Origin of the sequence: Collinsella sp. TM06-3 (assembly GCF_003436395.1) — a bacterium.
Classification (GTDB): Bacteria; Actinomycetota; Coriobacteriia; order Coriobacteriales; family Coriobacteriaceae; genus Collinsella.
This window is the reverse complement of record NZ_QSPG01000008.1, coordinates 47,279-73,490: the sequence shown is the minus strand read 5'-3', so window position 1 is coordinate 73,490 and position 26,212 is coordinate 47,279. Positions and strand designations below refer to the sequence as shown.

Annotated in this window: 21 protein-coding genes; 17 read left to right on the top strand and 4 right to left on the bottom strand. The window is 58.7% G+C overall.

Annotation, left to right across the window (positions count from 1 at the left end; genetic code table 11):
- The first annotated feature begins 69 nt into the window (after nucleotides 1-69).
- Nucleotides 70-882, top strand: coding sequence for a hypothetical protein (locus DXD56_RS05130; RefSeq protein WP_117640403.1), 813 nt, complete (start codon nucleotides 70-72; stop codon nucleotides 880-882).
- 46 nt (nucleotides 883-928) lie between these two features.
- On the opposite strand, the gene DXD56_RS05125 is transcribed toward DXD56_RS05130, so the two are convergent.
- Nucleotides 929-3,088: a hypothetical protein gene (locus tag DXD56_RS05125; protein WP_147325181.1), complete on the bottom strand. Its 2,160-nt coding sequence runs from the start codon at nucleotides 3,086-3,088 to the stop codon at nucleotides 929-931.
- A gap of 109 nt (nucleotides 3,089-3,197) precedes the next feature.
- On the opposite strand from DXD56_RS05125, the gene DXD56_RS05120 reads away from it, so the two are divergent.
- From DXD56_RS05120 to DXD56_RS05110, 3 genes are all read left to right on the top strand, one after another.
- The gene (locus DXD56_RS05120; protein ID WP_117640401.1) at nucleotides 3,198-3,524 is read left to right on the top strand and encodes a hypothetical protein; all 327 of its coding nucleotides are present in this window, start codon (nucleotides 3,198-3,200) and stop codon (nucleotides 3,522-3,524) included.
- Between the two features lie 112 nt (nucleotides 3,525-3,636).
- Nucleotides 3,637-4,461 carry a hypothetical protein gene (locus DXD56_RS05115; protein WP_117640400.1) on the top strand — a complete coding sequence of 275 codons (825 nt, stop codon included), beginning with the start codon at nucleotides 3,637-3,639 and terminating at the stop codon, nucleotides 4,459-4,461.
- A 114-nt stretch (nucleotides 4,462-4,575) separates the two neighbouring features.
- Nucleotides 4,576-5,250: a hypothetical protein gene (locus tag DXD56_RS05110; RefSeq protein ID WP_147325180.1), complete on the top strand. Its 675-nt coding sequence runs from the start codon at nucleotides 4,576-4,578 to the stop codon at nucleotides 5,248-5,250.
- Between the two features lie 72 nt (nucleotides 5,251-5,322).
- Here the strand turns inward: DXD56_RS05110 and DXD56_RS05105 are convergent, their stop codons facing one another.
- Nucleotides 5,323-7,026 carry a hypothetical protein gene (locus DXD56_RS05105; protein WP_147325179.1) on the bottom strand — a complete coding sequence of 568 codons (1,704 nt, stop codon included), beginning with the start codon at nucleotides 7,024-7,026 and terminating at the stop codon, nucleotides 5,323-5,325.
- A 209-nt stretch (nucleotides 7,027-7,235) separates the two neighbouring features.
- On the opposite strand from DXD56_RS05105, the gene DXD56_RS05100 reads away from it, so the two are divergent.
- From DXD56_RS05100 to DXD56_RS05065, 8 genes are all read left to right on the top strand, one after another.
- Complete coding sequence (locus DXD56_RS05100; RefSeq protein WP_117640397.1) at nucleotides 7,236-7,973, top strand: hypothetical protein; 738 nt, start codon at nucleotides 7,236-7,238, stop codon at nucleotides 7,971-7,973.
- A 44-nt stretch (nucleotides 7,974-8,017) separates the two neighbouring features.
- Nucleotides 8,018-8,224 carry a hypothetical protein gene (locus DXD56_RS05095; RefSeq protein ID WP_117637090.1) on the top strand — a complete coding sequence of 69 codons (207 nt, stop codon included), beginning with the start codon at nucleotides 8,018-8,020 and terminating at the stop codon, nucleotides 8,222-8,224.
- Nucleotides 8,225-8,284: 60 nt separating this feature from the next.
- Nucleotides 8,285-10,054 (top strand): AAA family ATPase, encoded by a 1,770-nt coding sequence (locus tag DXD56_RS05090; RefSeq protein WP_158549337.1) that lies wholly within the window; start codon nucleotides 8,285-8,287, stop codon nucleotides 10,052-10,054.
- 624 nt (nucleotides 10,055-10,678) lie between these two features.
- The gene (locus DXD56_RS05080; RefSeq protein WP_117640395.1) at nucleotides 10,679-14,029 is read left to right on the top strand and encodes a CAP domain-containing protein; all 3,351 of its coding nucleotides are present in this window, start codon (nucleotides 10,679-10,681) and stop codon (nucleotides 14,027-14,029) included.
- Between the two features lie 96 nt (nucleotides 14,030-14,125).
- The gene (locus tag DXD56_RS09960) at nucleotides 14,126-14,491 is read left to right on the top strand and encodes a hypothetical protein (RefSeq protein WP_117799814.1); all 366 of its coding nucleotides are present in this window, start codon (nucleotides 14,126-14,128) and stop codon (nucleotides 14,489-14,491) included.
- A 128-nt stretch (nucleotides 14,492-14,619) separates the two neighbouring features.
- The gene (locus DXD56_RS05075) at nucleotides 14,620-15,375 is read left to right on the top strand and encodes a metallophosphoesterase (RefSeq protein WP_089572443.1); all 756 of its coding nucleotides are present in this window, start codon (nucleotides 14,620-14,622) and stop codon (nucleotides 15,373-15,375) included.
- A 9-nt stretch (nucleotides 15,376-15,384) separates the two neighbouring features.
- Nucleotides 15,385-16,023 (top strand): metallophosphoesterase, encoded by a 639-nt coding sequence (locus tag DXD56_RS05070; protein ID WP_117637087.1) that lies wholly within the window; start codon nucleotides 15,385-15,387, stop codon nucleotides 16,021-16,023.
- A complete protein-coding gene (locus tag DXD56_RS05065; RefSeq protein WP_117637086.1) occupies nucleotides 16,020-16,745 on the top strand; it encodes a metallophosphoesterase in 726 nt (241 codons plus the stop codon). Before DXD56_RS05070 ends, DXD56_RS05065 begins: the two co-directional genes overlap by 4 nt.
- Nucleotides 16,746-16,760: 15 nt before the next feature.
- Here DXD56_RS05065 and gluQRS read toward each other — a convergent pair whose 3' ends face one another.
- Nucleotides 16,761-17,780, bottom strand: coding sequence for a tRNA glutamyl-Q(34) synthetase GluQRS (gene gluQRS, locus DXD56_RS05060; protein ID WP_255413181.1), 1,020 nt, complete (start codon nucleotides 17,778-17,780; stop codon nucleotides 16,761-16,763).
- A 509-nt stretch (nucleotides 17,781-18,289) separates the two neighbouring features.
- Between gluQRS and DXD56_RS10035 the strand changes: the two genes are divergently transcribed.
- Entirely contained in the window at nucleotides 18,290-20,236 is a 1,947-nt protein-coding gene (locus DXD56_RS10035) for a DUF2207 domain-containing protein (RefSeq protein WP_158549335.1), read from the top strand.
- Nucleotides 20,237-20,647: 411 nt separating this feature from the next.
- Here DXD56_RS10035 and DXD56_RS05045 read toward each other — a convergent pair whose 3' ends face one another.
- Nucleotides 20,648-21,289: a GNAT family N-acetyltransferase gene (locus DXD56_RS05045; protein WP_117640393.1), complete on the bottom strand. Its 642-nt coding sequence runs from the start codon at nucleotides 21,287-21,289 to the stop codon at nucleotides 20,648-20,650.
- A 265-nt stretch (nucleotides 21,290-21,554) separates the two neighbouring features.
- On the opposite strand from DXD56_RS05045, the gene purH reads away from it, so the two are divergent.
- The 4 genes from purH (at nucleotide 21,555) to DXD56_RS05025 (ending at nucleotide 26,049) form a co-directional block, all read left to right on the top strand.
- Nucleotides 21,555-23,162, top strand: coding sequence for a bifunctional phosphoribosylaminoimidazolecarboxamide formyltransferase/IMP cyclohydrolase (gene purH, locus DXD56_RS05040; protein WP_117640392.1), 1,608 nt, complete (start codon nucleotides 21,555-21,557; stop codon nucleotides 23,160-23,162).
- Between the two features lie 274 nt (nucleotides 23,163-23,436).
- Nucleotides 23,437-24,144 carry a hypothetical protein gene (locus DXD56_RS05035; protein ID WP_233524937.1) on the top strand — a complete coding sequence of 236 codons (708 nt, stop codon included), beginning with the start codon at nucleotides 23,437-23,439 and terminating at the stop codon, nucleotides 24,142-24,144.
- A gap of 180 nt (nucleotides 24,145-24,324) precedes the next feature.
- On the top strand, nucleotides 24,325-24,996 hold the full coding sequence (locus DXD56_RS05030; protein ID WP_117640391.1) for a response regulator transcription factor: 672 nt from the start codon (nucleotides 24,325-24,327) through the stop codon (nucleotides 24,994-24,996).
- A gap of 9 nt (nucleotides 24,997-25,005) precedes the next feature.
- Complete coding sequence (locus DXD56_RS05025; RefSeq protein ID WP_117640390.1) at nucleotides 25,006-26,049, top strand: sensor histidine kinase; 1,044 nt, start codon at nucleotides 25,006-25,008, stop codon at nucleotides 26,047-26,049.
- The last annotated feature ends 163 nt before the right edge of the window (nucleotides 26,050-26,212 follow it).

Below are 26,212 nucleotides of genomic sequence, written 5' to 3'. Positions count from 1 at the left end.
TCCCGTTCTTTACGCCAATCACCCCAAAACTCAATCACCAACCAATCGGGTCTCTCTGAAAGGAAGATCATGAATACTTCTATTCAAAATGTGTCCGTCTCTCACAAGTCGAGCATCACCAAGATTGCCGAAGGCGCGTTGCTAATTGCTGTCGCGGCGTTAGCTGTGAACGGCATCATTTCCTTTACTGCACCGTCGTACATCTGGAAAGGTGAGATTCCTATGTTCACGCCTGACCTGTTCGATCATCCCTACGAGGCTCCAACGGCGGAGGATATTGTGTCGGGAATGGAGACGCTTGACCGGGTGTCGATGGCCGCGGCCGTGCTCGTTGCTCTGTATCCTGTATACCATGCCATTTGGTGCCTCTGCGCAGGTGCTGGGTGCAATTGCAAGGCACCTGTGTTTTGCGGACGGATGTCGCGCCGCTTTGGCTCGTTGAGCGCCTGTTCGCTTTTGGCCGTGCTTGCCGTATGTCGTGGGTTTGAGTGCTATATCGACGGCGGGGTCACGGGGGACAAACTCCTCATGATCGTGGGCCTTTTCCTCATGGTGACATCGATTGCGCTTGTTTCTGGATGCGTCCTGGCGTGCATTGTCAAATGGTATGAGCTCAAAGGTCCTGGGCGCTATCGTGGCGACAAAGCCCTTATCGCATGGTTCGGCCGCGCGGATGCCTTGCTGGACCGCGCAAGCTCAAACATGGTGTTGCTGTATGGTGCCGAGATGCTTGCCTGCGCGGCATCGTTGATTTTTGGATATGGCATCGCTAGCGCTATTGCATCCATCATTACGATTACATTAACCGCCTGGGGCATTGTGCTCGCCATCATCTTTATCCCTCTTTGCATCGGCTGTGTCTTGGCTAGCTCGAAGGACTAGAAGAGTGAATCTGTTCGCGGACACGTAGAAAGCCGCGGCATCAAGCTCAGTCTTGCTTTTCCGGGTCATATCCCTTTGTATACACGGTAAAGCTGAGGTCATCGATCGTTCCGGTGCTGTAGATGCATGCGTCGGGCGTGCTCCATGTGTCTTGGACGGTCGGGTCAGTCCAGACATATTCGGGCCCATCGATTCCAAGCAATGGAATGGGCCTCGCCACGTGGTCGGCGTTATTTATCTGTACAATGATCTCCAACAACATGTGCAGTTTTACATGCCATGAGCTGTATGGATGCTCATCTGGCCCCTTGTAATCCAGTGTGCACTTTGATTGTGGGCTTTCGGCGAGCTGGCTCAAACATTCAAAAAGCGTCGGGTACTCGGCTCCAGGAAACTCGACTTGTACATACCGATTGCCATCGCGGACAAATCCGTACCACAGCACGGGGTATGGATACTCGAGCCTATCCGGCCGCTTGATTTTCGCTCTACAATTGGGCTGGTTGACGATAGACAGCCACGTCCTATAGAGCTCATCGGAAATGAGGTCGTTCGCTTGGTATGCTGGGCCAAGACCATCGAGGACAAAGCTGCCGAGGCGCTCAAAATAGTGGGCACAATCCGTTAGGCCCTTTTCATATGCCGTTTCGGTCTTTCTCTGTATATTAAGCGCGACATCGCGGGGCGATTTACGACCAAGATGCTTCTTGGCGTTAAAGCGCGGGTTGCAATAGAGCTTGGTCGCCGCGTTATATCGATCGCAGTACTTGCTGTTAGGACCGGTCGGAAAAAAGAGCGAACCGCAGGTTTGGCATGCTATCGGCATAATGCCGCACAGCAGCAGCTCGTGAAGGATGCGGGCATAAAGGCTTGCAAAGGACCATTCCTCTTCGGTGAAGTAGAGCTCTCCTGCCTTTGAAATAACGGCTTGAAGCCCAACGAGCCTATTGAGGTTTTCCTGGTCGTTAAGCTCTGCATGCGTATGGAAGTCTCCATTTGCGAAGATCTGGTTCTCGCGCATAGCTTCGAGATAGTTTTTACGAAACGCCTGCATAAAGGGGGCGCTGTTCATGCGCTTTATTCCATTCAAATGCTCTTCGAGCTTTTGGGCCGTTTCGTTTCCGGGCAAGTGTTTTTTGGCTGCGTATACAAAAGCTTCGCCAAAGCGGATGATTGCCGGCAGCTGCTCATCGAATAATCGAAATTGTCGCGGGTCGCTTGTTTTGATGGCGGCTGGGAAAAACTCTTCGTTTTGCGCGAGCAGGCTAGGTGCCTCGGTGTTTTTAAGCAGCGGGGTAAGCTCCAGACATTCCTGATAAAAAACAATGAGAAGCGCTCGAAAGAGATCGATATTGGTGCAGACGCAAGCTGTTTCTATCTGAGATTTCGCCTTGGGAAAGTTGCGTATAGGATTGTCGCGGTCATACGGCACCGGTGCTGTTAGATTGGTCTCGCCGTTGGTAGCGTTAATGCTCATGTCGTTCGACTCGAGCTGGAGATAGGAGCTGAAGAGGGACGCCATTTCTTGCTTGTTGAGTTGGTCCGATGTTGTAATCACCGCGCGGTACAGGCGGTTGATCTCGTCGCACTCAATAGCGTTGTTGTTCATCCAGCAGCTGTAATAGCGATAGTCGGGAATCGCCGTGATGTTCATGACACACTGTCTACAGACATTTTTAAGGAGATATCTGGCCATGCCGGAAATCTCTCCGTGTGCATGGCTTGTAATGGCTTTGTCGAATATCGGAGCAAAGAAATCGAGGTCGCGTTCCTTTTGTTTTTGAAGGTTGATAGCGATTTCAGCTTCGTTCAATTCTGCTTGGGTGGGCTCTTGGTCGGGATCGTCTGGATCGAGCCGATCGTCATAGTCTTGCTCGGCTGCACAGTCTATCGAAGCGTGTTGCGCATGGTGGAGAGCAGCAGAGGACTGGCGCATGGCGTTCTGCAAATCAATATAAAAGCGCTGGTTTGCTCGCTTACGAAAGTGCCCCCCGATTTCGTTGAAAAGCGAGCTTAAGTCGACGCGCAATAGGTCGTTGGCTATGGAGACGAGACTCCATGCGCTTGCATTGCCGGATGTGTTTCCGTCGCCGGCACAATCAATCTCCGGCGTCCTGTTAAGAAGTAGCATACGGGGATTGACAGGGGAGCGAAGAAAACCAGCCTCAAAACCCCAGCTAAATGCTTCTTTTTCGGACTTATGCATTGATGCTCCAAACAGCCAAAATTTAAAACGCGATAAAAGTCATATTACGCGGCTGTTTGCGGTTGTTCAATGGAGTCAAGCGAAAAGGGTTAAAACCAGGGAGGCCGTTATGTCCGATCGCATCGAGCTCAACGAAGGAAACATTGATGTATGCGAGCGCGAGGTTATCGCTCTTCGCGAGATTATCGCCGCCGCCATGGGTCGCTTGCATCAGATGCGCAGGCAGTGCGAGCGAGGCTACGCGTCTTCGGAGGATTTCGAGAATGCGTTGGATGTTTACGGAGTGATCCGTGGGCGAGTCGATGAGCTTGACCAGCTTGGTTTCGAGTTCAGATGGTCGTCAGTTCCCGATGCAGGGATCGATGAGTGCGTCGGGCTCGAATGGATTGAGGACGACAGCTCTCCACGAGATCGCGGTTTCGATATCGCTTGTTAGTGTGTCCGCACGACTTGGTATCAATGTGGGCGAACAATCTCTAATCGGAGCCGACTAGAGGCTGCATCCTAGTTGCCGGCGATTCCGGTTTGATTTCTGTTGAAAGGAAAACATGAACACTTCTATTCAAATTTCGTCCAGCGCCGTTGAGCCTGCGTCCCGCACCGCCAAAGACGAGGTCGTCAAACTCGTGCAGGGCGCGCTGCTCGTTGCCGTTGCTGCGGTTGCCGCTGCCGGCACCGCCTCCGTCGCCGCCCCGTTTTGCGTCTGGAAGGGCGAGGTCGCGCTGTTTCTGAACGAGTCGTTCCATGCTGCCTTCTCCATCTCCGCGATTGCGGAGTACGCGTCGGCTGTGCCCGGGTCCGATTGGGCGTCGCTGCTCGTGGCCGCGCTCATCGCGGCCTACCCTGCCTACCATGCCGCCTGGCGTGTTCGCGAGGGCCTTGGGCTCAGCTGCGAGGCTCCGGTGTTCAGCGGGCGCGTGTCGCGCTCTCTCGCCGCGGTGAGCGCCTGCCTGCTGCTGGCGATGCTGTTCATGGGCTATGGAACGGCCTGGCTCGTCAACGGCAGCGCGGTGGGCGACCAGAGCCTTGTCGAGACGGGGCACAATGCATGGACCGTTTCCATCATGATGATGCTGGGCTGCGCCCTGATGTGCCTGTTCAAGTGGTTCCTTGCCAAGGGCCCCGGACGCAATTTCGGCAGCGGCTTTGCCGTCGAGCTGGTCCGCCTCGCCGACGTTCTGCTGAAGCGCGCGAGCTCGAACCTGGTGTTGTGCTACGTGGCCGAGCTGCTTGCCTGCCTGCTGGCGCTGGCCTTCATTACCGTGGCCTATGTCGTCGTGAGCGTGGCCATCGTGCTTGCGTTCGCAGCCGTGGCCTTAGTGGTGTGCATCGCCGGGCTTCCCGTTATCCTTGCCGCCTCGTGGCGCAGGTAGCGGGGCGACCATGCAAGTTCTTGTCACCGCGTGAGAAAAACTTGCAAGAATCGCAAGTTCTTTTCATGCGATGAGAAAAACTTGCAGGTTGGTGCGAGGACGACGGTCCTCCGCGTGAGCGCGGTTTCGATATTGCTTGTTAATGTGTCCGAACGATTGATTGGAGACAAAATGTATCCGGGCTATGAGTGCAACAACTATCCCATAAGCATTACGGATGAGGATGGTCCGTTCCTTATCATGGAGGCGGAGCTGTCTGGTGACGTCGAGCTCAATGATGAGTTTAAGAAAGACGCCAGCTATAGATATTCGTGTGCGACTGTTTCTGCGGCGATTAATCTTTGCAGGTCGATGACGGACGGCGATGCCGATCCCTGGTATGAAAGCTGGGAGAAGGCAGCTGAGCGTTATCCGCTCGAGAAATGCGAGGAAGCGACAACGCTGTATTGGATTGAGCCGACCGATCCGCACAAGGCGCTGTGCGCCTTCCATCCCCATCCCGATCTTGAGCAGTATGTGGCTGAGACAATTGAGGCTGTTGACACCTATCTGTTGGAGTGCGAGTACTGTCCCTTTACGGTCAGCCACTTAGATCTAAAGGACGTTGACGTCCTGCTCAGCGCTGCTTGGGGATTGGCTCGAGTTCTCAAAGATATTTGGGGAACTTGCGACCCTGATGTTATGGAAAAGATTGAAGATGCTACGTACAGTGCGTATATAACGGTTAGGGACCTGATCGCGGGCGAAGAGGCGGCCAAAGCCAGTTCGAAGTCTGTTGAGGATCTCTAGCTGCTGCGCTGAACGGCGTGCCTGATCGGCAGACTGTCGGCAAAAGTCCGGACAGTCTGCCGGCCTCGGTCGCTACATCGTTCCCTTGCTCGCAGCGTAATGTTCCGCCTGCTTAAGGGCGTCCTCGTAGGCGCGCTGCTTTGCTTCGTACTCTAGCGCGTAGCGCTCCTGCTCCGCTCGCCCGGGAACAGGCACGGTCATGCTTCGCAGGTCCATTGGGGCAAGTTGCACAAGCGCGTCTCCGTGCGAGGTGTCCGCCAGTTTCTTCTGCCCCTCATCGGACGACAGGTATGCCAGGACAAACTGGGCAAGCAGCTCGTCCTCAAAGGTAGCGCAGAACATGGCGTCGCAGGGGACAATGCTCTCAAACAAAAGACCGCGCTCCACGGGGCGCTCAGAACCGACAGAAAAGTGGCCTGGCGTGATGAGGGCAAGCTTGAATGGAGGCCCGACGCGTGATATGAGAAGGCTCGCCTCGCGGGCGTCGATCGGTTTGGCCTTCCGAAAATCTTCGTAGTCTACACGGCTTACATCGTAGATATCTGTATCGGGGACACGCTCAAGTACATCTTCTGCGGCAATGATTGCGCCATCATGAAGATGCTTTAGCGACAGGTAGTAGCAGTCGTGCTGTTGGTAACTGTCTGTCGGATCTGATTCGGGCAGTTTGGTTACAACGCTGCGGGCGGTGCCGCGGTAGATTGGCGCTAGCGACCCAAGGGGGATGAACATTCTCTCGTCGAACGATCCGCTCTTTGTATTGGGTAATAGGGGATAGATGCCGTTGCCCTGATCCTCGAGCCGATGCCAATAGACTGGATTCTTTTGATCGCCGTAGGCTCGGTCGACGGAATCGAGGAGCTGGTGCAGAATCTCATCGGTCATTTGCTTGTCGTCAAAGCTCCTGCCGTCAAAAAGGAAATACGGATCATTGGGCTCGCCGTCGCCAATAAAGAGCAGCGCGCGACCCTCGGCCTTTTTGGCAATGGTGTTGGGAAGAAGCACAATGCTCTTTAGCAGGCCGAGGTCACAAAGAAGGCGACGTCCATCTACGGCTCGCGCCAGATTGAACAGACGGTCCGAAATCTGAATGACGGCCGTGGCATGGGACTGAGAGCAGGCAATGGATGCCGCAAGAAAGATGTAGTACCACTCAGTGACCGAAAGCAGATCGGGGATGCCTGCGCTGCGTTGCAGCTGCTTCGAGCGCGTTCTGAGGAAATCCAGGACTCGCGCATTTGCCGCATCGATAGATGCCGGGAATTGGGATAGCGGTCGTAGCTCGGGGGGCCTGCAGTAAATGAGTGCTGATTCGTACGTGTGAGAGGCTGCGTCCTGCTCGTAGTCGTATAAAAAGATATTCTCTTCGATGGCAGTAAACGTCGACGTCGGGACTTTGACTCGGTTTTTGCAAACGCAAGCGGGCACATAATCCCATTCGTCGGTTGCTTCGTTGTAAACGCGGTCCTCAAACTCAAACGAGGCGGCCGAAGGTCGCTTGAGGTCAATCCCCAAAACAGACCACGAGGGGCCATCGACGTGCTCGCTCGAAAACTCAAAATCGCGACAGCACAGTTCAATGAGCCTTTTCGTTCTCGACGAAGGCTGATATTTCTCGACCATATGAGACACAAGATCCGATAGATATCGGCTCATATATGGCTTGAGATCTTCGTTTAAGCGAAGAGTTGCAAATTCTGCTTTAGTTTTGAGCATGCGCACCTCCTGCATATTCCCTATATTGCGCGGTTCGCTGACTGGCCCGTCGCGGCTCAATTGCCTTCAGTCTACAAGAAGAGCAGTTGCGGCGTTTTTCAGACGGGGCACTCAAATGAAAAAGAAAAAAATCGAATGGTGCGTATGAGGCCGTACGCATTGGGTAATATTTCGCTAGATACTAACACTAAGAGATTTGCATATCTCCTAGTTGTATCAAGCTACAGTGGATAAACCAACTAGTTGTTTCAGCAACGAAAGGACAGCTAATGAACGGATACGACACGTATAGGATCGAGCCAGACGCTCTCAAGAAGCCAACAACAGTGAATATTTTCGGCATGATTCTGCAAACCCTCTTTGCGGTTGTGCTGTACGTTGTCGCCGTCGACATGATGTGCTTGCTGACGACGTGGCTCGGCGGCTTTATGTTCGAGATTGGCGAGGGCAACACGGTGATTCCGCTCCATTCGTGGCGCCTGGTGGCGTTTAGGGCGTACTGGGTTGTGCTGGGCGTGGCGGTCGTTGCGGCGCTTGCCCACAAATGGATTGTGCTGTTAACGGGAGAGCGCGAATCCGACATGTGCGAGCTGCTCGGTGCAATTGAGGGTGCGGGCGCATTTGCATCCGTCGTCTGCGCGATCGTCTGTTTGCTGGGCTGTGCCGCCGCATTTGATTGGTGGGCTGGCGTTACCGGAAAGATGGCTTCGGATTCCCGCGCCAATGATTATCTGCTTTGGGCTGTTGTCTTAACAGTCGGAACGATTGTCGAGTGGCGAATTGTCGAAGGAGTTCTCAAGGCTTTATTCCCTCATGAGTGCTTGTTCCACGGGCTTCGCTTTGCATCTGCCTGCGTGGTTACTCCTCTGCTCGCGCTTGTGCCCACAGCACTGGTCATCGTCGTGTGCGCGGTGGTGGTAGGCCTTTTTGCCGGGATTGTGTTCGCATCGCTTGCGATCCCCGTGGTTATCACGGTTATTGGCATTGCCATCGCTATGAGTCGCTAACCCACAACGCAATCCAAATATCTCGCATAAAGAAAGGAACGACCATGTCGGTATTCTCTAACGCTCAAAAGCTTCTGCTGCTTGCCGTACTTACCGCTCTTATGGCTGGTGCCCTGATGTACGAAGTGTTGCATCCCACACTGTTTCCGCTGCTCAAGCAGGGCATTTTGCAGCTGCTCTACCACATTCCGGTCTTTACCCAGCCGGGCAACGTGATCTATCTGGAGTCGGCGACATCGCTGGCACTGTAGTGGTTTAAGGGCTCGGCCCACATCGAAGGAAAGAAAACCAATATGGAAAGGAAGGCGCCCATGACTCAGAAGCAGTATCGAAACATCGATCGCTACCAGGACTTGCTCAATCGAATTGCGCCTACGCGTCTGGTGGAGCAGACGCGTCAGAGTGTTATTGGCCACGAAGGAAGCTTGGAGGCCTTTGTGACGGCGCTGAGCTTTGAGGTCAACCGCTGCGTGATGTTGGCACGCGGCGCCGACCCGCGCGACGTTCTTTCGCCCGCTGCCATTTTGGTGATGGGTTCCACCGGCACGGGAAAAACCCACACCATCAAGGCCGTGGCAGATGCCGCGGGGCTCAAACTGTTCGTGTTCGATGTCTCCACCATGACGGGCGAGGGCTGGCGCGGTGCCAGCATGAGCAACTGCCTGTCGCAGGTCGCGGACTATCAGGCTGCCAATCCCGGCGAAATTTGCTTGGTGCTCTTTGACGAGTTTGACAAGGCGGTTCGTGCCGAGCCCGATGGGGGCGAAGTTGCATCGAGCTTTAGTCCATCGCAGTCGTTCCTTAAGCTCTTGGAAGGCGGGGAGATGCCGTTTGAATGTGATACCTCCAAGAGTGCGGCTATTAAGACGCTCAACCTCGATCAGGTTGTTTGCATTTTGGGCGGCGCCTTTATGGGCTTGGATGCTCTGGTGCGCAAGCGCCTGAGTGACAAGTCTGGCACCACGGTCGGCTTCGGATCCTCGTATGCCGCCGTGCGCACCGCCGCAAAATCGGCAAACGAGCTGCGAGACAGTGCGACCATCGAGGATGTTGAGACTTGGGGTATTATGTCCGAGCTGTGCGGGCGCATTGGCTCGGTGATTAACTTTAACGCCTTGAGCGTGGACGATCTGGTCCAGATTGCGTATGAACAGTACCTGCCCAAGTACAACAACATGATGGGAAATGGCGCCAAGATGGAGCTGATGGCAGATGCTGCTCGCCTTGCGGCGAAGCGCGCGGTTAAGGAAGGTGCCGGCGCGCGCGGCATGCTCCGTCAGCTGCGTCCCCTTATGATGTACGCCTGGAGGGACATGCGGGAAGATACCTATATTTCCCGTGCGACCTTGGTCGTGAGCGACGGGGAGCTTGCGGTTGCGTACGAGCACTCTCATGAGCCGCGGGGATTTTTGCGGGAAGAGATGGGGAAGAATTCGCCCTTTCTGAACGGGAGAGAGATTGAAGCCCTTGCGCTGGTGAGCAACTGGATGGAGCATGAGGACGAGGACGAGCATAAGCCGTATCAGCCTGAGTTTGCTTGGCTGGCGGATTTGGTGGACGGCTCGGCGCTCGACAAGATCGTGCAGGGCGGCAAGGCATTCGATCTTGCTGGGGTGTTGTTGCGCGGCGTTCCGTTTGATGGGCCGGAGCGCATTGCCGCCCACGAGCTGCTTAAGGCCTGCGCCTGCTACAACGACGTGCTCTATGCCGACAAGGAACAGTATCGCAACCTTGCCCAGGTGCTTACGCTCACCAAATTGGTGTACAAAAAAACGCCCGATTGCTTGCTGAGCCCGCTCGATGTGGTTATGAACGGCACGACTACGGGCAACGGTTTTCAGGGTCTTGGCGAGTGGGTCGATGCCATGAGCAGGTCCGAAAAGCCTTCGTTGGAAAAGTGGCAGTACTTGGCGGCCGGGGAGGCCCTGCGGATTTACGACCACTTTAGCAAACGCCCCGACCAGGTTAAGGAGCTTGCCGCCGAGGTGTCCCTGATGCGTGTCGCCCTTGCAGTGATGGACGTTGAGGAGCGTGAGGCATTGGAGTGTGATCTTGAGAAGCTGCTCGCTTCGTGCGAGTAATCGCCGACTGCTTCTCTTTCCTTTCTTCTATTTTCTCTGGTGGCATGGACGCCACTGTCTTAACCGCCCTGCGTGAGATTTTGTCCGTACGGGATGGTATTCAACACATGTAACAAAACAAGTGAGGGAGCGGCGGGGGAGAGCGAGGCGGTTTACAGAAATGAACATCCGTTATATGCGTTAGAAAAATAAAATTGTTCTTGCAACATACAAGCGGAGCGCATATACTGCAGTCATAGCGTATGAGATGGGGTCTCTAAAAGAGGCCAAGCACAGCAATTTGAGTTTATGTAGACGGGACTTGAGCATGAGCACCAGCAGTTTCTCCTTTAACAACGATAATAGTAGTTACATTAATCTCGAGACTATCCTTGGTTGCACTGTCGGTTCTCGCGCAGAGAACGGGCTTGTATTTCTAGATGAAGAGAAGCCATGCGGCGAAGAACTCGAGTATTTAGATGAGATTGAGCGCGAGCGGAACTATGAGTTTGGCTTTTGCGGAGATTAGTTTCATCACGATTCAATTCGCTCAATTTAATTACCCCGTTATCACCTCTTTTTAGCGGGGCAAGTTAGATCGACTATCTGTGTCAAACAACGGCTCACCGTGGGAAGGAATCGGCAATGAGCAAGAACATGAACAAGGACATGAACGGCAAGGCCTTGGGTAAGGCCAGGGCGGCTGGGCGCGTGGCGACGGTTGCTGCGGCGACGATTGCCATGACGGGCGGCTCGCTGCTGTCGCCTCTGACCGCGGCGGCGCAGGGTGCGGATGGCATTGGCGCCGCGGGCGCAACGGCTGCGGTGATGTCGCCGCTGACGAGCGCTGCGGCCGCCGGTACTGGCGCGGGTGCCGTGTCTGCAGCGCAAAAGGTCGCCGACCTGCAGGCTGCAGTTGATGCGGCGCGCGCTAAAGCTGCTACCGCCAAGGCCGATCTGGAAGCGGCTGCCGCTCCCTACGATGCTGCCGCCGTCAACCAGCAGCAGGCGCGGGGCGCCTATGACGCGGCCCGCGGTGCGAGCGATAGCGCGGCCTCCGCTGCTTCGGCCGAGTTGGAAAAGCAGCTGGGCGCTGCGCAGGACAAGGCCGATCAGGATGTCAAGGCGTTTGAGGACGCTCAGGCTGCGCTCGATGCTGCCAAGAAGGAGCTGGCGGACAAGGATGAAGCCCTGACTGCTGCCCAGAGGGCATCCCGTGATGCCCAGTCTGCGCTTGAGGCCGCACAGGCTGCTGCATCCGATGCTACGCCCGAGGCTGTAGCTGCCGCCCAGGCTGCCGCAGGGCAGGCTGCGAGTGACCTGGAACAGGCGAAGCAGCAGGTCGTTGATGCGCAGGCCAAGCTCTCGGATGCTCAAGACGCTGCCACTGCCGCCGCTGCCAAGCAGCAGGACGCGCAGGGCAAGCTTTCGGCAGCTCAGCAGGCAAAGGCCGCGGCAGATGCGGACGTGGATGCCGCGCAGACGAGCTATGACGCGGCCAAGGCCGATCTGGATCGAGCCGAGCAGGGCGCCGCGGGCCCGGAGTACGAGGCCGCCAAGGCAAAGGTGGCTGCTGCGTCCGAAGCGCTGACGGCCGCCAAGGCCGCGCAGTCGAAGTGCGAGAGCGAGCTTGCTGCCGCTGAGCAGGACGTTGCCGCCGCCGAGGGCGAGGTTCAGACTGCTCAGCAGGCAGTTGCCGATCAGCAGCAGGCCGCTGCCGATGCCCAGTCAAAGCTGGATGCCGCCGCTGCTGCCAAGACCGCTGCCGACGCCGCTCTTGACCAGGCCAAGACCGATCATGCCAGTGCGCTCACGGAGCTGGCCGATGCCCAGGCCAAGCTTTCGGCGGCCAAGGACGAGAAAGACGCTGCCGACAAGGCGCTCGATCAGGCGAAGGCCCAAAAGCAGCAGGCCGACCAGGCTGTGGCTCAGGCCCAGGCAAAGCTCGATGCCGCTCAGGCAACGGCGAATGCATCGGCGGAGAACTACCGCCAGGGTGCCATCGCATTCTTTAAGAGTGTGGGTGCCGACGATGCGGCGGATATCATCCTCAACTGCAAACTCGCTGGCTACAACAAGGTGGGCGAGGAAGTCGACGCGACGAGCCTGACCAATATGAAGCAGGCGGTTGTGTGGCTCAAAGCGTGCAACGAGTATCGCGCAAGCGTTGGCCTAGGCGAGCTCAAGGTGACATATGCCATGATGGCGACCGCCATCGCCGACGCGAACTTCTCCGATACGAAGGTCGCGCACGCTCAGCAGTTTAACGTGGGCGAGAATGTGGCGTGGAACTACGGAAGCAATCCGTTTAAGCAGTGGGTCGATCAGGAGAAGGCCATCTTTGATGCTGCCGCCGCCTCGCTGGGCGCGTCGGGCCTTACGGGAAAGGCCGCTTACGATTTCTATACAGCGCATAGCTCCCAGATTGATAACTACGCCGCACTGCACGGTGGACCAAACCCTTCGGTCGGACATTACATCAACGTGATCAACCCCGATTACACCGTGACGGGCATGGGCGTTTGCACGCGAGGGACGCTGTACGGGAGTACACAGGCGCAAACATTTGTATATTCTGGTCAATGGTATAAGCCGTATAACCTCAATCCGATGACGGTTGCAGAGTATGAGGCTGCGTTGAATGCGTGGTGTGACTCGTTGGCAAATCCCGAGCAGGGCGTGGATGCGGCACGCAAGGAGCTTGCTGTGGCGCAGGGCGTTGCCGACGATGCCGGCAGCAAGGTGAGTGCAGCATCGCAGGCCGTTGCAGCAAAGCAAACCCAGGTTGAGCGCGCTGCCGCTAACGTTGATGTCGCGGCAACCAAGGCCTCGGAGGCCCAGGCTGCCGTGGCGCAAAAGCAGGCTGCAGCTGACGCCGCCGCGCGTGCCGTCAGCGATGCCCGCGCCGATTTGAGCGCTGCCAACGCCGCTGTTGCGGCAGCGCAGGACGCCGTGGCCGCCAAGTCTGGCGAGCTCGACATTGCCAAGGGCAAGGTGGCTGCTGCCAAGCGCGCACTGGACGCCGCTCGTGCCGGTGTTGGCGACAAACGGGATGCACTTGCCGCGGCCCAGGATGAGCTAGCGGCGTACTCAGCCGATATCGCCGCTGCTCAGCGTGCGTTTGATGCGGCGTCGTCTGCACTCGAAAGCGCGCGTGCCAATCAGCGCGAGGCGGAGGCCGAACTTCTTGCCACCCAAGGCGATGCCGATCAGGCAGGCATCGATGCTGCTGCCACTCAGGTGGAGCTCGATATGGCGCAGCGGGCTGCAAGCGATGCCGACGTCGTCGTGGCAACGGCTCAGGCAAAATCTGATGCAGCTGCCGCCCGCGCCTCTCAGCTTAAGAATGCCGCCGCAGCACTTGCCAAGGCCACTGGGGACAAAGCGACTGCCGATGCCGCGCTCGATGCAGCGGCGATGGCCGTGAGCGATGCCGAGTATGACGTGGTGGAGGCTGACGATGCCGTGGTGGATGCGACTGTCGCGCGCGACGCCTCTGCCGCCGCGGTTGCCCGCCTGCGCAGAATCAATATTGCCGAAGCCATTGTCAACGGCAGCACTGACGATGCGGACGAGGTACTTAACGCCAAGATCGCTGCGGCCCACGATGCCGCCGAGCGTGCCGCGACCGCCAAGGCCGAACTCGATGACGCCGTGGCTGCGACGGATGCCGTGGCGCCGGCATACTTGGAGGCGCTCGCCAACTACACCGCCGCCAAGGTCGAGCTCGACCAGGCTATTGCCGAGCTTAACGCCGAGATCGCTCGCCAAGAGGCCGCCGACCGCGGAAACGGCGAGCAGACCCAGCCCGTCACGCAAGTGACGTACCAGGCCAAGCATGCGGAGGCAAAGACCGAGGCCACGACTTGGCAGACGGCGATGCCCGCCACGGGCGATGCGTCCGAGCTGCTGGGTGAGACCTTCGTGATCGGCGGCACGGTCCTGGTGGCCGCCGGCGTATTCCTGTCCGATAAGCGCCGCCAGCTGATCCGTTAGGGACAGGGAAGCGCGCTGTTTTTGGCGCGCACCGCAGGGGCATGGGCTCTGCGGCGCGCGCCGCCTTTTTCTTCAAGATTGATTAAGGAGGGATATATGCAAATAAGAGGAGAGGCCGCGATCGCCTGCGGATTCATGGCGGGTCTGGCAACGGGGTTGCTGTTCGATGGATGTTTCGACAGCTATATCAATCGATTCTGCGATTTTGGTTTTTCGAGAGGCAAGCCTTGGAAAACAGCGCCAGCTCGTCAAGAGGTGGCTGCGCCCATCGAGCCCCGCAGCGTGGATACCTCAAAAATCAAGGTAATCGTCACTAAGAACGGCAAGATTTACCACCGTTCTACGGGGTGCAAAAGCCTTCCTCAAAACGCCATTAAAACAAGCGTACCATTAGCGGCTGCACTCAAGCGAGGCAAGACGCCCTGCCCAACATGCTGCCCGCCAACAGTGTGCTCGATCTAGTTTTTTGGGTGTTTGATCCGTTTGGATGGAAGAACGAAGGGTAAGCCCTAAGGGATACAGATGCCGGCCCGGCCTGCAATTTCTTCCATTGATTTGTCCAGAGTCGCACAGCACGGAGGTGTTGTTTGATGTCTATTTTCGTTACCGGAGACGTTCACGGTGTTGCCGAGTATGGGGCGAGTCGCTTCTCGTCGCGCGTTTGGCCATTGGGTCGAACGCTGACGCGCGATGACGTTGTCATCGTTGCCGGCGACTTTGGCTTTATATGGAGCGGCTCGAACACCGACAAATACTGGCTCGACTGGTTTGAGTCCAAGCCCTGGACCACGTGTTTTGTCGACGGCAATCACGAGAACCATCATCTGCTGGCGGGGCTGCCAATGCGTGAGTGGAACGGGGGCCTCGTTCACGAGGTTCGCCCGCACGTGCTGCACCTGATGCGCGGCGAGGTGTTCGACATCACGGGGACCACGGTGCTCGCCATGGGTGGCGCCGCGAGCCATGACAAACAGTGGCGTCAGGAGGGAAAGACGTGGTGGCCCGAGGAGATGCCGAGTGAGCGCGAGATCAAACACTGTCGCGCCTCGCTCGATCGCGCGGGCTGGAAGGTCGACTATGTTGTGACGCACGAGGCGCCGGTCGATTTGGCTGACGAGCTGTGCATGGAGTGCAATCGCGAGTTCTACGACGATTCGCTGCAGGCCTTTTTGGGCGAGCTCGACGGGCGGCTCGACTACCGCACCTGGTTCTTTGGCCATTACCATGACGATGAATGGCGCGATGACAAGCATCGCCTTATCTACCAAGATATCGTGCCGATCGAAGCGCGATGTGCCGATGGGCAGGATGAGACGGCGAGTGACTATTTTGAGCAAGAGCGTTAGGAGGTCCCCATGATCTGGTTTACCAGCGATACCCACTTTGGGCACGAGAACATGCTGCGGCTCGCCGACAGGCCTTGGTCGACTGTTGGGCAGATGAACGACGCCATGGTCGCTAGCATTAATAGCAAGGTCGCTGCGGATGACGAGCTTTACATTTTGGGTGACTTCAGCTTTAAGATGACGGTCCAAGATGCCTACGAGTTGCGCAAAAGCATTGCATGCAAGCGCATCCATCTGCTGCCCGGCAACCACGATAAAGACTGGACGCAGCCTGCGGTGGCGGATGCTTTTATCGTCGAGCCGCCCATTTGCGTGCTCAAGATCGACCGTCAGAAAATCGTGCTGAGCCACTATCCCATGGTCGACTGGCAGGGTATGTCGCACGGCGGCTGGCATTTGCACGGGCATATCCACAGCTGTGGCGACGCGTATAACAAGTTCAACCTTCGGCAGGGGCTGCTGCGCTACGACGTGGGCGTGGACGCCAACGGCTACGCCCCGGTGAGCCTGGAGGAGCTCAAGTCGTGGTTTGCACAGGTAGACGAGCCGGTGTGTTGCGTTAAGTGGCCGTGGTGGGTCAACGCCACGGGCGACGAGCAGGTCGAGCGCGATCTCGAAACCTATAAGAGGGAAGTGGTGATCCGATGACGGTCTATGTGACGGGCGACGTCCATGGCGGCGCTGACATGCAAAAGCTGCGCGATTGGGATCTTGGGGAAAGCCTGACGAGCGACGACTATCTCATCATTGCCGGCGACTTTGGCCTTCCGTGGGATTTCTCTGCCGAGGAGTGCGCCGACATCGCTTGGCTGGAGTCGCGCCCCTATACCGTGCTGTTCGTCGACGGCAACCACGAACGTTTCGACCACTGGGCGGAGCGACCCATGGAGTTGTGGCACGGCGGACTGACACAGCGCCTGTCGGACACCTCGCCCATACGGCGCCTGACGCGCGGCGAGGTTTTTGAACTCGACGGCTCAACGGTCTTTACCATGGGCGGCGCCACGAGCGTGGACAAGGAATACCGCATTCCGTATTCCAGCTGGTGGCCGCAGGAGCTGCCGGACGAGCGCAACTTTGAGGAGGCGCGGACAAAGCTCGACGGCGTGGGCTGGAAGGTCGACTACGTGGTCACCCACACCTGCTCTACGCGCATGCTTTCGCCCACGCTTTATCCGGCGCCCGGCTGGAATTGCCCCGCCGTTGATCGGCTTACGGCGTTTTTCGATGAGCTGGAGGACCGCTTGGACTACAAGCGCTGGTACTACGGGCATTTTCATCGGGATGCCAACCCGGCCGAGCGCCATACCGTGCTCTACGACTGCATCGTTCGCCTGGGCGACGAACTCCAGCCCTGGGATGTTGCGTAGGGGTGGGGTGCCTGATTACTCAGCCGTTACGGTAATGTTCTCCCTGTGCTTGCGGATAACATCCCAGCTAAAATGCTCGACCAGCTGCTCGGCAGAGCGCGGCGTGGTGCCCGGCGCGATGCCTGTTTGTCCGGCGAGCCAACCCAGCAGCGCTTCGGGCGTGCCAAAGCGGGCGCGGAGTTCGCCCAGGTCCAGATCGCGGTCTCGTTTGGAAAGGCGGCGGCCGTCCGGTGCCATGAGCAGCGGAATATGTGCGTAGTGCGGCGTGGGCAGTCCCAACAGGTGCTGCAGATAGATCTGGCGCGGCGTGGACCCCAGCAGGTCGCATCCGCGCACGACCTCGGTGACGCCCATGGCAGCGTCGTCGACCACCACGGCTAGCTGATAGGCAAACACGCCGTCGCTGCGGCGCACCAAAAAGTCGCCGCACTCGGTGGCGAGTGCTTCGCATTGGGCGCCGTACGTGCGATCCACAAATTCGATCACGTCGTCTGCGAGGTCGTCGACGGTGGGCACGCGCAGACGTGTGGCCGGCGCGCGCAGGGCGCTGCGGCGGGCCACCTCCTCGGCCGAAAGACTTCGGCAGGCGCCACGGTAGATGGGCGTGCCGTCGCTCGCGTGCGGTGCACTCGCGGCGTGGAGCTCGGCGCGTGTGCAAAAGCAGGGATAGGTGAGGCCGGCGTATTGCAACTGGTGCAGGGCGTCCTCGTACAAGTCCAGGCGGTCGTGCTGGTAGTAGGGGCCTTCGTCCCACTCCAGCCCCAGCCAGGCCAGGTCGTCAATCAATTGAGCGGCAAGTTCGGGGCGCTTGCAGCGATCGTCCAGGTCCTCAATGCGTAACACGATGCTGCCGCCCTGGCTGCGGGCCGAAAGCCACGCGCACAGGCAGCTGAACACGTTGCCCAGGTGCATGCGGCCCGAGGGTGACGGGGCAAAACGGCCCACGACAGGCGCGGGGGCGGGGACGAGCTTGCTGTTGGTCGCCGTCGACGTGGCCACGGCGGGCGTTGCTATGTTGCATGCGTTGATATCCATGCGGACGAGTATAGCGCGGGGTGAGGTGAGGGGAGGCGTCGTCGATGCTCGCAAGTTGCCGCGGCCACACGTTGCGCGTGCCGGACCACCGGCTCGGCGCCTTAATCGTCGTCAATCAATCTAGCCCTCAAACGACAGAAACCCCGGCAGCTCTTCGCAACTGCCGGGGTTTCCGCGGAAAAGGGGGACATGATCCTCAAGCGGACGGCAAAGGGGCAAACCGTTTTCGCTCAACTGCTTTATGCCCCTCAACTGGCGGCTCAATCAGCGAATGCCGCGCCCACACAAAGCCGCTACACCTGTGATGGAGCTATGAAGTGGTATCTATTGCCGGAGCGGGCTATGCCAAGGAGTGTTCCAGATTACCGGCAGATAGGGAACGTCACCAGGTGCCGGCGGCGGGCGTGACTTTCGTCCCGTTTGATACTCCGCTGGCCTAGATGTTCGTCATGTGCGCCCGTAAACGTGGGACAATGGCGTTACTGGTATCACAGACAAAGGATGTGCCTATGAACGCCCCCGTTGCCCAGCCCTGTCGGCAGCGCCGCCTGTTTGCGCGGTTCGCTTCCGTCTGCGCACTCGTCGCGCTTGCGTTGTTGCTGCTGCCTGCCGCCGCGCACGCCGACGGCTACTCCATGAGCCAAACCTACATCGGCGCCACGGTCGAGGCCGATGGCTCGCTGACCGTTGTCGAGGGACGCCAGTTCGATTTCGACGATGACATTAACGGCGTGTATTGGGATATCAATACAGGCTCTAACCAGCAAGGCGGCTCGGTGGTCGTCAATGTGCTGAGCGTCGAGGAAGACGACACTGCGTTTAACAAGGTCGACAGCGCAAATAAAGGCGACGACGGCGTTTACACGGTGGAACAGTCCGACGACGGCGTAAAGATTAAGGTGTTCAGCCCTCACGAGAGCGGCGACAGCGCAATCTACTACGTGAGTTATTCCATGACCGGTGCGGTTATGAACTGGGCCGATACCGCCGAGCTCTACTGGAAATTCGTCGGCGACGGCTGGTCGGCGGATTCCGATGACGTCGAGATGGAAGTCTACTTTGCAAATGCCGCTGCCGGGACGGCTGCCGTCAAGGGCGATAACTTCCGCGCATGGGGCCACGGCCCACTGACGGGCGACGTGTCGCTCGATGCGGACGAGCCCATGGTCACCTATACCATTCCCTGCGTGCATGAGGGCGAATTCGCCGAGGCACGCATCGCCTTCCCCAACGACTGGGTGCCGCAGCTTGCCGTCTCGGGCGAAAAGCGCATGTCGACGATTCTGAGCGAAGAGAAGGAATGGGCCGACGAGGCCAACGCTCGCCGTGAGCACGCGCGTGCGGTTGCCGGCGCGATTGCCGTGGTGTGTGTTGTCGTGGCGGTTGCCTATACCGGTGTGATCGTGATGCTTAAGCTGCGCAGGCCCAAGCCCAAGCCGCTCTTCCAGGACGAGTACTTCCGCGATGTGCCCTCGGCCGACCATCCCGCGGTGCTTGCAGCTCTCATGAGCTGGAACGACGTGCCCGATCAGGCATATATCGCCACGCTTATGAAGCTCACCGACGACCGCGTGATCAAGCTGGAAGAAGCGACCGAGACCAAGAAGAAGGGTCTGCTCCGTCGCGAAAAAGAGGAGCAGACGTATCGCATCACAGTGACCGACGAGGCCTGGAAGGCTGCCAAGAAGGACGGCATCGATCGCGATGTGCTCAAGGTCTTCTTCGCCGGCGTTAAGCCCGATAAAGACGGCGTCCGTTCACGCACGTTTAGCGAGCTGGAGGAGTATGCCAGCGAGCGTACTGAATCTGTTGGCGACAAGCTCGAGGACTATCAGAGCACGGTTAAGGGCAAGCTGGAGACGCGCGAGCTTATCGCCTCGGACGGCACCATCGCCCTGGTTGCCGGCTTGGTTCTCGGCATCATCATCGTCTTTGGCATTCTGGGCTCTCTGATCTATACCGACTTTGCGGATGCCAATGTCGGCGCCGCTATGATCTCGATCCCCGTCACGATCGTGGGCTTTGTTCTGAGCTGCACCTTCCGTCGCTACACGCCGGAGGGCGCCGAGGTGGCGGCTCGCTGCAAGGCGCTCAAGCATTGGCTCGAGGACTTTACGCGCCTGAAGGAGGCCATTCCCAGCGACCTGATCTTGTGGAACAAACTGCTGGTGATGGGCGTTGCTCTGGGCGTTTCGAAAGAAGTGCTGCGACAGCTGGCCGAAGCCGTGCCTGCGGACCTGCGCAACAGCGACGATTTCTACGACAACTACCCCTGCTACTGGTGGTATTACCATCACTACGGCAACGAGTCCCCACTCGATTCGTTCAACGATGTGTACCACGAGACCATCCGCGAGCTGGCTTCGAGCTCCGACAGCTCGAGCGGCGGCAGCGGCGGCGGCTTCTCTGGCGGCGGTGGTGGCGGCGCCGGCGGAGGCGGCGGCGGAACGTTCTAGTGAGCGCTTGCTTTGGGGTGGATCTTTCTGGGCGGTTGCCAGGGAAGATTCATCCCATTTTTGTGCATCGAAACGGGCCAAACTTTCCGCTGAGGACCTTCGCGCAAGGGGCAGTGGACAAAAAATGCCAAATATGAGTACTGTTGCTGCGCTGGTCACATATGTTTGCACATAATAATGGGCTCCTAATGAGAGTACTTCTCGTTAGGAGCCCATTTCATTGAACATTTGGGGAGCTACGTCAGCTCATGCAGCTGGTCGTCATGCCTACAAGCATCAAAAATGTCCCAAATCGCTGCTACTAAAAAGGTAACAGTACTCATATTTGATGTTTTTTGACCAGGGCTATCTACAAACCCCCTAGGCCACTCATTGGGGACAGACTTAAATGACTAGGTGTGGCTGCCTGGGCTAGGCTGTTAGGTCGAGTTCGTAGAGAAAGCTTTCGCGCGGCATGTCGTGACGACGCTCTTCGCGGTTGGCGCGGTGCGTGGCCGTGCGCTTAAAGCCGTGCAGCTCGTAGAACTTCCACGAGCAGTTAGAGTCGGTGTACAAGTGCGCCCTTGTCGCCCCGCGCGAGGACAGGTACGAGACCGCGGCATCGAGCAAAACCGAGCCAACGCCCAGGCCATGGACATCGGGATCGACGGCGAGCAGCGTGACTTCGTTGTCGTGCGGCAACGGGCTGCTCTCGAGCAGGCGGTTGTTGGTTCGGATGGTTGCACGCACAAACGAGAGATACTCGGCGCAGGCATCAGGCTCCAGTTCACGCATCTGCGATAGCAGCGCGCGTTCGGTATCCATCCAATGTTCCTTGACGGTGGCGCCGGAGCTCTGTCCCGCACGCGCGAGCGAAATGCCACGCGCCTGACCGTCAATCACCGCAACCTGCGAAAACGTCGATGACGAAAGGCAATAGGCGAGGTCGCACGCGGCCTCAAGGCGGTTGTACTCATCGTTATCCGAATTGTTATGCCAAAGCTGTTGCAGAATCAGCGCGATGGCGTCGAAGTCTTCGGTATCAAACGGTCGGTAGAGAACCCGCGAGACCATGGTGCCTCTTTCTTTTGCGGATGCATATCGAGCACAGTTCTACCACGCTATTGGCATCTAATTATGGTGCCCCTGTGTTCCATGAACTCACCGTGCCCATCCCCTCCGCGCGCAAACTTTTTCTGCACATGCGCCCGTTGCGGGGTGCATCGATGCGCTCGATGCGCTACATTGAATCAGTATTTTCAATGCCGCTGCGCGAGCGCTGCAGATCGACGTATCACCGACTCACAGAGCACGGCGGCGTACCAGACAGGAGGACTGCATGGGATCTGATGTGAAGATCGCACGCGCGTTGATCTCGGTTACCGATAAAACGGGTGTCGTCGATTTCGCACGGACGCTGGTCGATGACTTTGGCGTCGAGATCATCTCTACGGGCGGCACGGCTCGTGCCATCGAGGACGCGGGCGTTCCCGTAACCCCCATCGAGGAGTTCACGGGCTATCCCGAGATGATGGACGGCCGCGTTAAGACCCTGCACCCCAAGGTTCACGGCGCGCTGCTGGCCCGCCGCGATTCCGAGCAGCACATGCAGGAGGCCGCTCAGCACGGCATTAAGCTGATCGACTTGGTCGTCGTCAACCTGTACGAGTTCGAGAAGACCGTCGCCAACCCCGAGGTCACCTTTGCGGATGCCATCGAGCACATCGACATTGGCGGTCCCTCCATGCTGCGCTCCGCCGCTAAGAACGCTGCGAGCGTTACCGTCATCTCTGACCCGGCCGACTACGACGCTGTCCTTGCCGAGATGCGCGAGACCGGCGGCTGCACCACGCTTGCCACCCGTCGTCGCCTGCAGGTGAAGGTCTACCAGACTACCGCCGCCTACGATACGGCTATCTCCCGTTGGCTTGCCGCCCAGGCAAGCGACGTGGCGGACACCTCTGCCAAGCTCGAGATTTCGCTGGAAAAGGTCGACGACCTGCGCTATGGCGAGAACCCACAGCAGAAGGCCACGGTCTATCGTTTTGCCGAGGGCTGCGAGAACACCGCGAGCTCGCAGTTCCCGCTCGTGGGCTCCGAGCAGATCCAGGGCAAGCCGCTCAGCTACAACAACTATCTGGATGCCGACGCCGCTTGGAACTTGGTCCGCGAGTTCGACGAGCCGGCCTGCGTGATCCTCAAGCATCAGAACCCCTGCGGTTCCGCCGTTGCCGAGGACATCACGGCCGCCTACGACCGCGCTTTCGCCTGCGATCCCAAGAGCGCCTTCGGCGGCATCATCGCCTGCAACCGCGAGGTTCCCTTTGAGCTGGTTGAGCACTTCGCCGACCAGAACAAGCAGTTCGTCGAGGTCATCATCGCCCCGAGCTACACCGATGAGGCGCTCGAGCGCATGGCCAAGCGCCCCAACCTGCGCGTGCTGGCTACCGGCGGCGTGGACCACGGTGCCCAGGTGGAGCTGCGCTCCATCGACGGCGGCATGCTGGTGCAGGAGGTCGACCACGTGACCGAGGATCCCGCGACCTTTACGTTCCCGACCGACCGCAAGCCCACCGACGCTGAGATGGCCGAGCTCGAGTTTGCCTGGAAGGTCTGCAAGGGCGTTAAGTCCAACGCCATCCTGGTCTCCAAGGGCAAGGCCGGCATTGGCATGGGCCCGGGTCAGCCCAACCGCGTTGACTCCGCACTGCTCGCCTGCGAACGCGCCGAGGACTTTTGCGAGCGCGAAGGCGTGGAGAAGGGCGGCTTTGCCTGCGCAAGTGACGCGTTCTTCCCGTTCCGCGACAACGTCGACGTGCTTGCCGCACACGGCGTGACCTGCATCATCCAGCCCGGCGGCTCCAAGCGCGATGACGAGAGCATCCAGGCCTGCAACGAGCACAATATTGCGATGGTCTTCACCGGCGCCAGGCATTTCCGCCATTAAGTAGGGAGGTGGCGCTGCGGCTTGTCCAGCCACCGCACCTTGCCGCTCATTCGTCGCTCGCGTACCCAAGTACGCGTCGCTCCTCTTTCACGGCAATCTGCGGCACCTGGGCAACCCTCGCCGACCTGTTAGGTTGACTGGGGAGGATGGGATGTTATCTCGTCCCTTGGACTGCCTCGCTTCTAAAATAATCTCTGCAAAAGACGGTCGCTCCGTTTGGAGGGCCGTCTTTTTGGTATAAGAGGACGGAATGACTAACACGAAAGGTACAACCATGCCCCAGATTGATGATGCCGAGTTGTTTGGCAATGCCGAGGATCAGCGTGCGTACGAGGACTTTTGCGCCAATCAGGAGGCGGTCGAGAAGTTCACGCTCGACAAGCCCGCGCTTATCTGCCGCTGGCGCATGTCCAACAAAAAGGTGCCCATGCTCAACCGTCACATCCGCGCGCTGTCCGAGCGTCTGGTGCAGGGCGAACCGCTTACCCATAACATGCTCAGTTGGGCCAAACAGCACGTTGAGTGGTCGCTTGCCGAGGGCGATTACACCGCGCGCGACGGCGTACTCATGCTGGTGATCGACATCAACGGCAACGCTGCCATGACGGTGGGGGAGTACGAGCCGCTAGCCGATACGTCGGCCAAGGCGCTGCGTGCCCGCTCCGCCGAGGCCCGCTCCGAGGCCGACGAGACCGGCGTGGCGCCCGAGCTACTTGCCGCCGTCAACGACGGGAGGCTTGCCTTTGTGGCGCCGGCGGACGAGTGCCTGTGCGGCACGGCGACCCTTATTGAGCAGCTGGCCCAGACCAAGGGCATCCCGGTCGCGCGCGTGGACATTCCCGCTCAGCTCAAGGGCGCGCTGTTCCTAGTGAGCGACGAGCACGGCGTGGTCCCCGCCGACGATACCGATGCCGCCGAGTCCGACGCCGCCACGGTCGCCTTCTTCGCCGAAGGCTACGAAAAGCTCCGCGCCCGCCGCTAAATGATTTTTCTGGGACGGGGATTATTTAATCATTTGATCCCCGCGCCCGCTGCGAGCGAGGGGCGATTCGAACGCTTTCGTTCGCGAACAGTTCTGTCATCTTAATGCCGCGCGAGGCGCGCACCGGCGACTTCGCGGCAATAATGGCAGTAAGACAACCAAGAGGGGGGAACGGAATCCATGGCGCTGATCTATATCGTTGAGGACGACGAGCCCATTCGTCGTGAGCTTGCCGATATCCTTGCCCGTGCCGGTTTTGAGGTCGAGGCCTGCGAGTCGTTCGAGCATGTCTCGCGTGACATCCTGGCCGCTGCACCCGACTTGGTACTGCTCGACCTGACGCTTCCCGTCAAAGACGGCCAGCATATCTGCCACGAAGTCCGTCGCGAATCCGAGGTTCCCATCATCGTCCTCACGTCGCGCACGACCGAGATCGACGAGGTCATGGCCATGACGCTCGGCGCGGACGACTTCGTTTCCAAGCCCTATAGCGCCCGCGTCCTCGTGGCGCGCATCAACGCGCTGATGCGCCGCACCACGGCGGCAGGCGAGCGTAGCACCATGGTCCACAAGGGGCTGGAACTCGACCTCGCCCGCTCCGCGGTCACCAACACGGCAACCGGCGACAGCACCGAGCTCACCAAAAACGAGCTGCGCATCCTCTCTCTGCTCCTGAGCCGCGCGGGCAAGATCGTCTCGCGCTCGGCCATCATGCAGGACCTGTGGGACTCCGATGCCTTCGTGGACGACAACACGCTCACCGTCAACATCAACCGCCTGCGCACCACGCTCGAAAAAATCGGCATCAAGGGGTATTTGACCACGCATCGCGGCCAAGGCTATTCGGTCTAGGGGCCGGCTATGTCGTTTGGCAAGTTCTTTAAAGATGCACTGCTTCCCGTCGCCGTGTGGACGTGCGGCGTGCTGCTGAGCTGCTTTGTGCTGACGGTCGCCGGCGCACCCGTTTCTATCGTGGTCGTGGCGGTTGGCGTGTCCTTTATCTTCGGTATGCTCGGCATCGTGATCGAGTACGCTCGCCGTCGCCGTTTTCTGCGTCAGTTGGAGCGCGCGGCAGAGGAGCTCGAGAGTCCCGCATGGGTGCAGGAGATGGTGCAATGCCCGACCTATGCCGAGGGCGAGCTCGAATACGAGGTCTTGCGCCGGGTGGGCAAAGCTGCCTGCGACGAGGTTGCCGAAGGCCGACGTCAGACCGATGACTATCGCGACTATATCGAGAGCTGGGTCCACGAGGCCAAGCTGCCCCTGGCGGCGGCCCACCTGATTTTGGAAAACCTGGACGGCAGCGAAGACGACCTGTCGCGTGTGGATGACCTGGGTCGCGAGCTGGCTCGCGTGGAGCGCTATATCGACCAGGCGCTGTACTATGCGCGCTCGGAAGTCGTGGAGCGCGACTACCTGATTCGCCGTTGGGATCTCAAGACCTTGGTGACGGGCGCGATTAAAGCCAACGCGCGCGAGCTTATCGCGGCGCACGTGGCTCCGGTGTGCGAGAACCTCGACTTTGAGGTCTTTACCGACGAGAAATGGCTCGAGTTTATTCTAGGCCAGCTTATTCAGAACAGCATCAAATATGCGCGCGAGGACGGCGCAAAGATCGTGTTTTCGGGCGCGTTGCTGGACGAGGGCCTGGCGAGCGAACGCATCGAGCTTACCGTCGCGGACAACGGCTGCGGCGTGAGCGCGGCCGACCTGCCGCGCGTGTTCGAGAAGGGTTTTACCGGCGACAACGGCCGCACCACCAAGCGCGCAACGGGCATCGGCCTCTACCTGGTGGCGCGCCTGTGCTCCAAGATGGGCATCGACGTCACCGCGGCATCCGAGCCCGGCGAAGGCTTCGTCGTAACGTTCGCCTTCTCGACGAACAAGTTCCAATACTTTGAGTAGCCGGGCCGTCTTGCGCTGCGGACGGCTATGTTCCCGAACGTGAACTTAGCTAAGGCAACTGGCGTTATGTTCCCGAACGTGAACATAACTATGAGGCTCAAATGGATCTCCCAAAACAAAAACGTGCAGCCCAAACAAAACGTGCCGCCCCAAACGGGGCGGC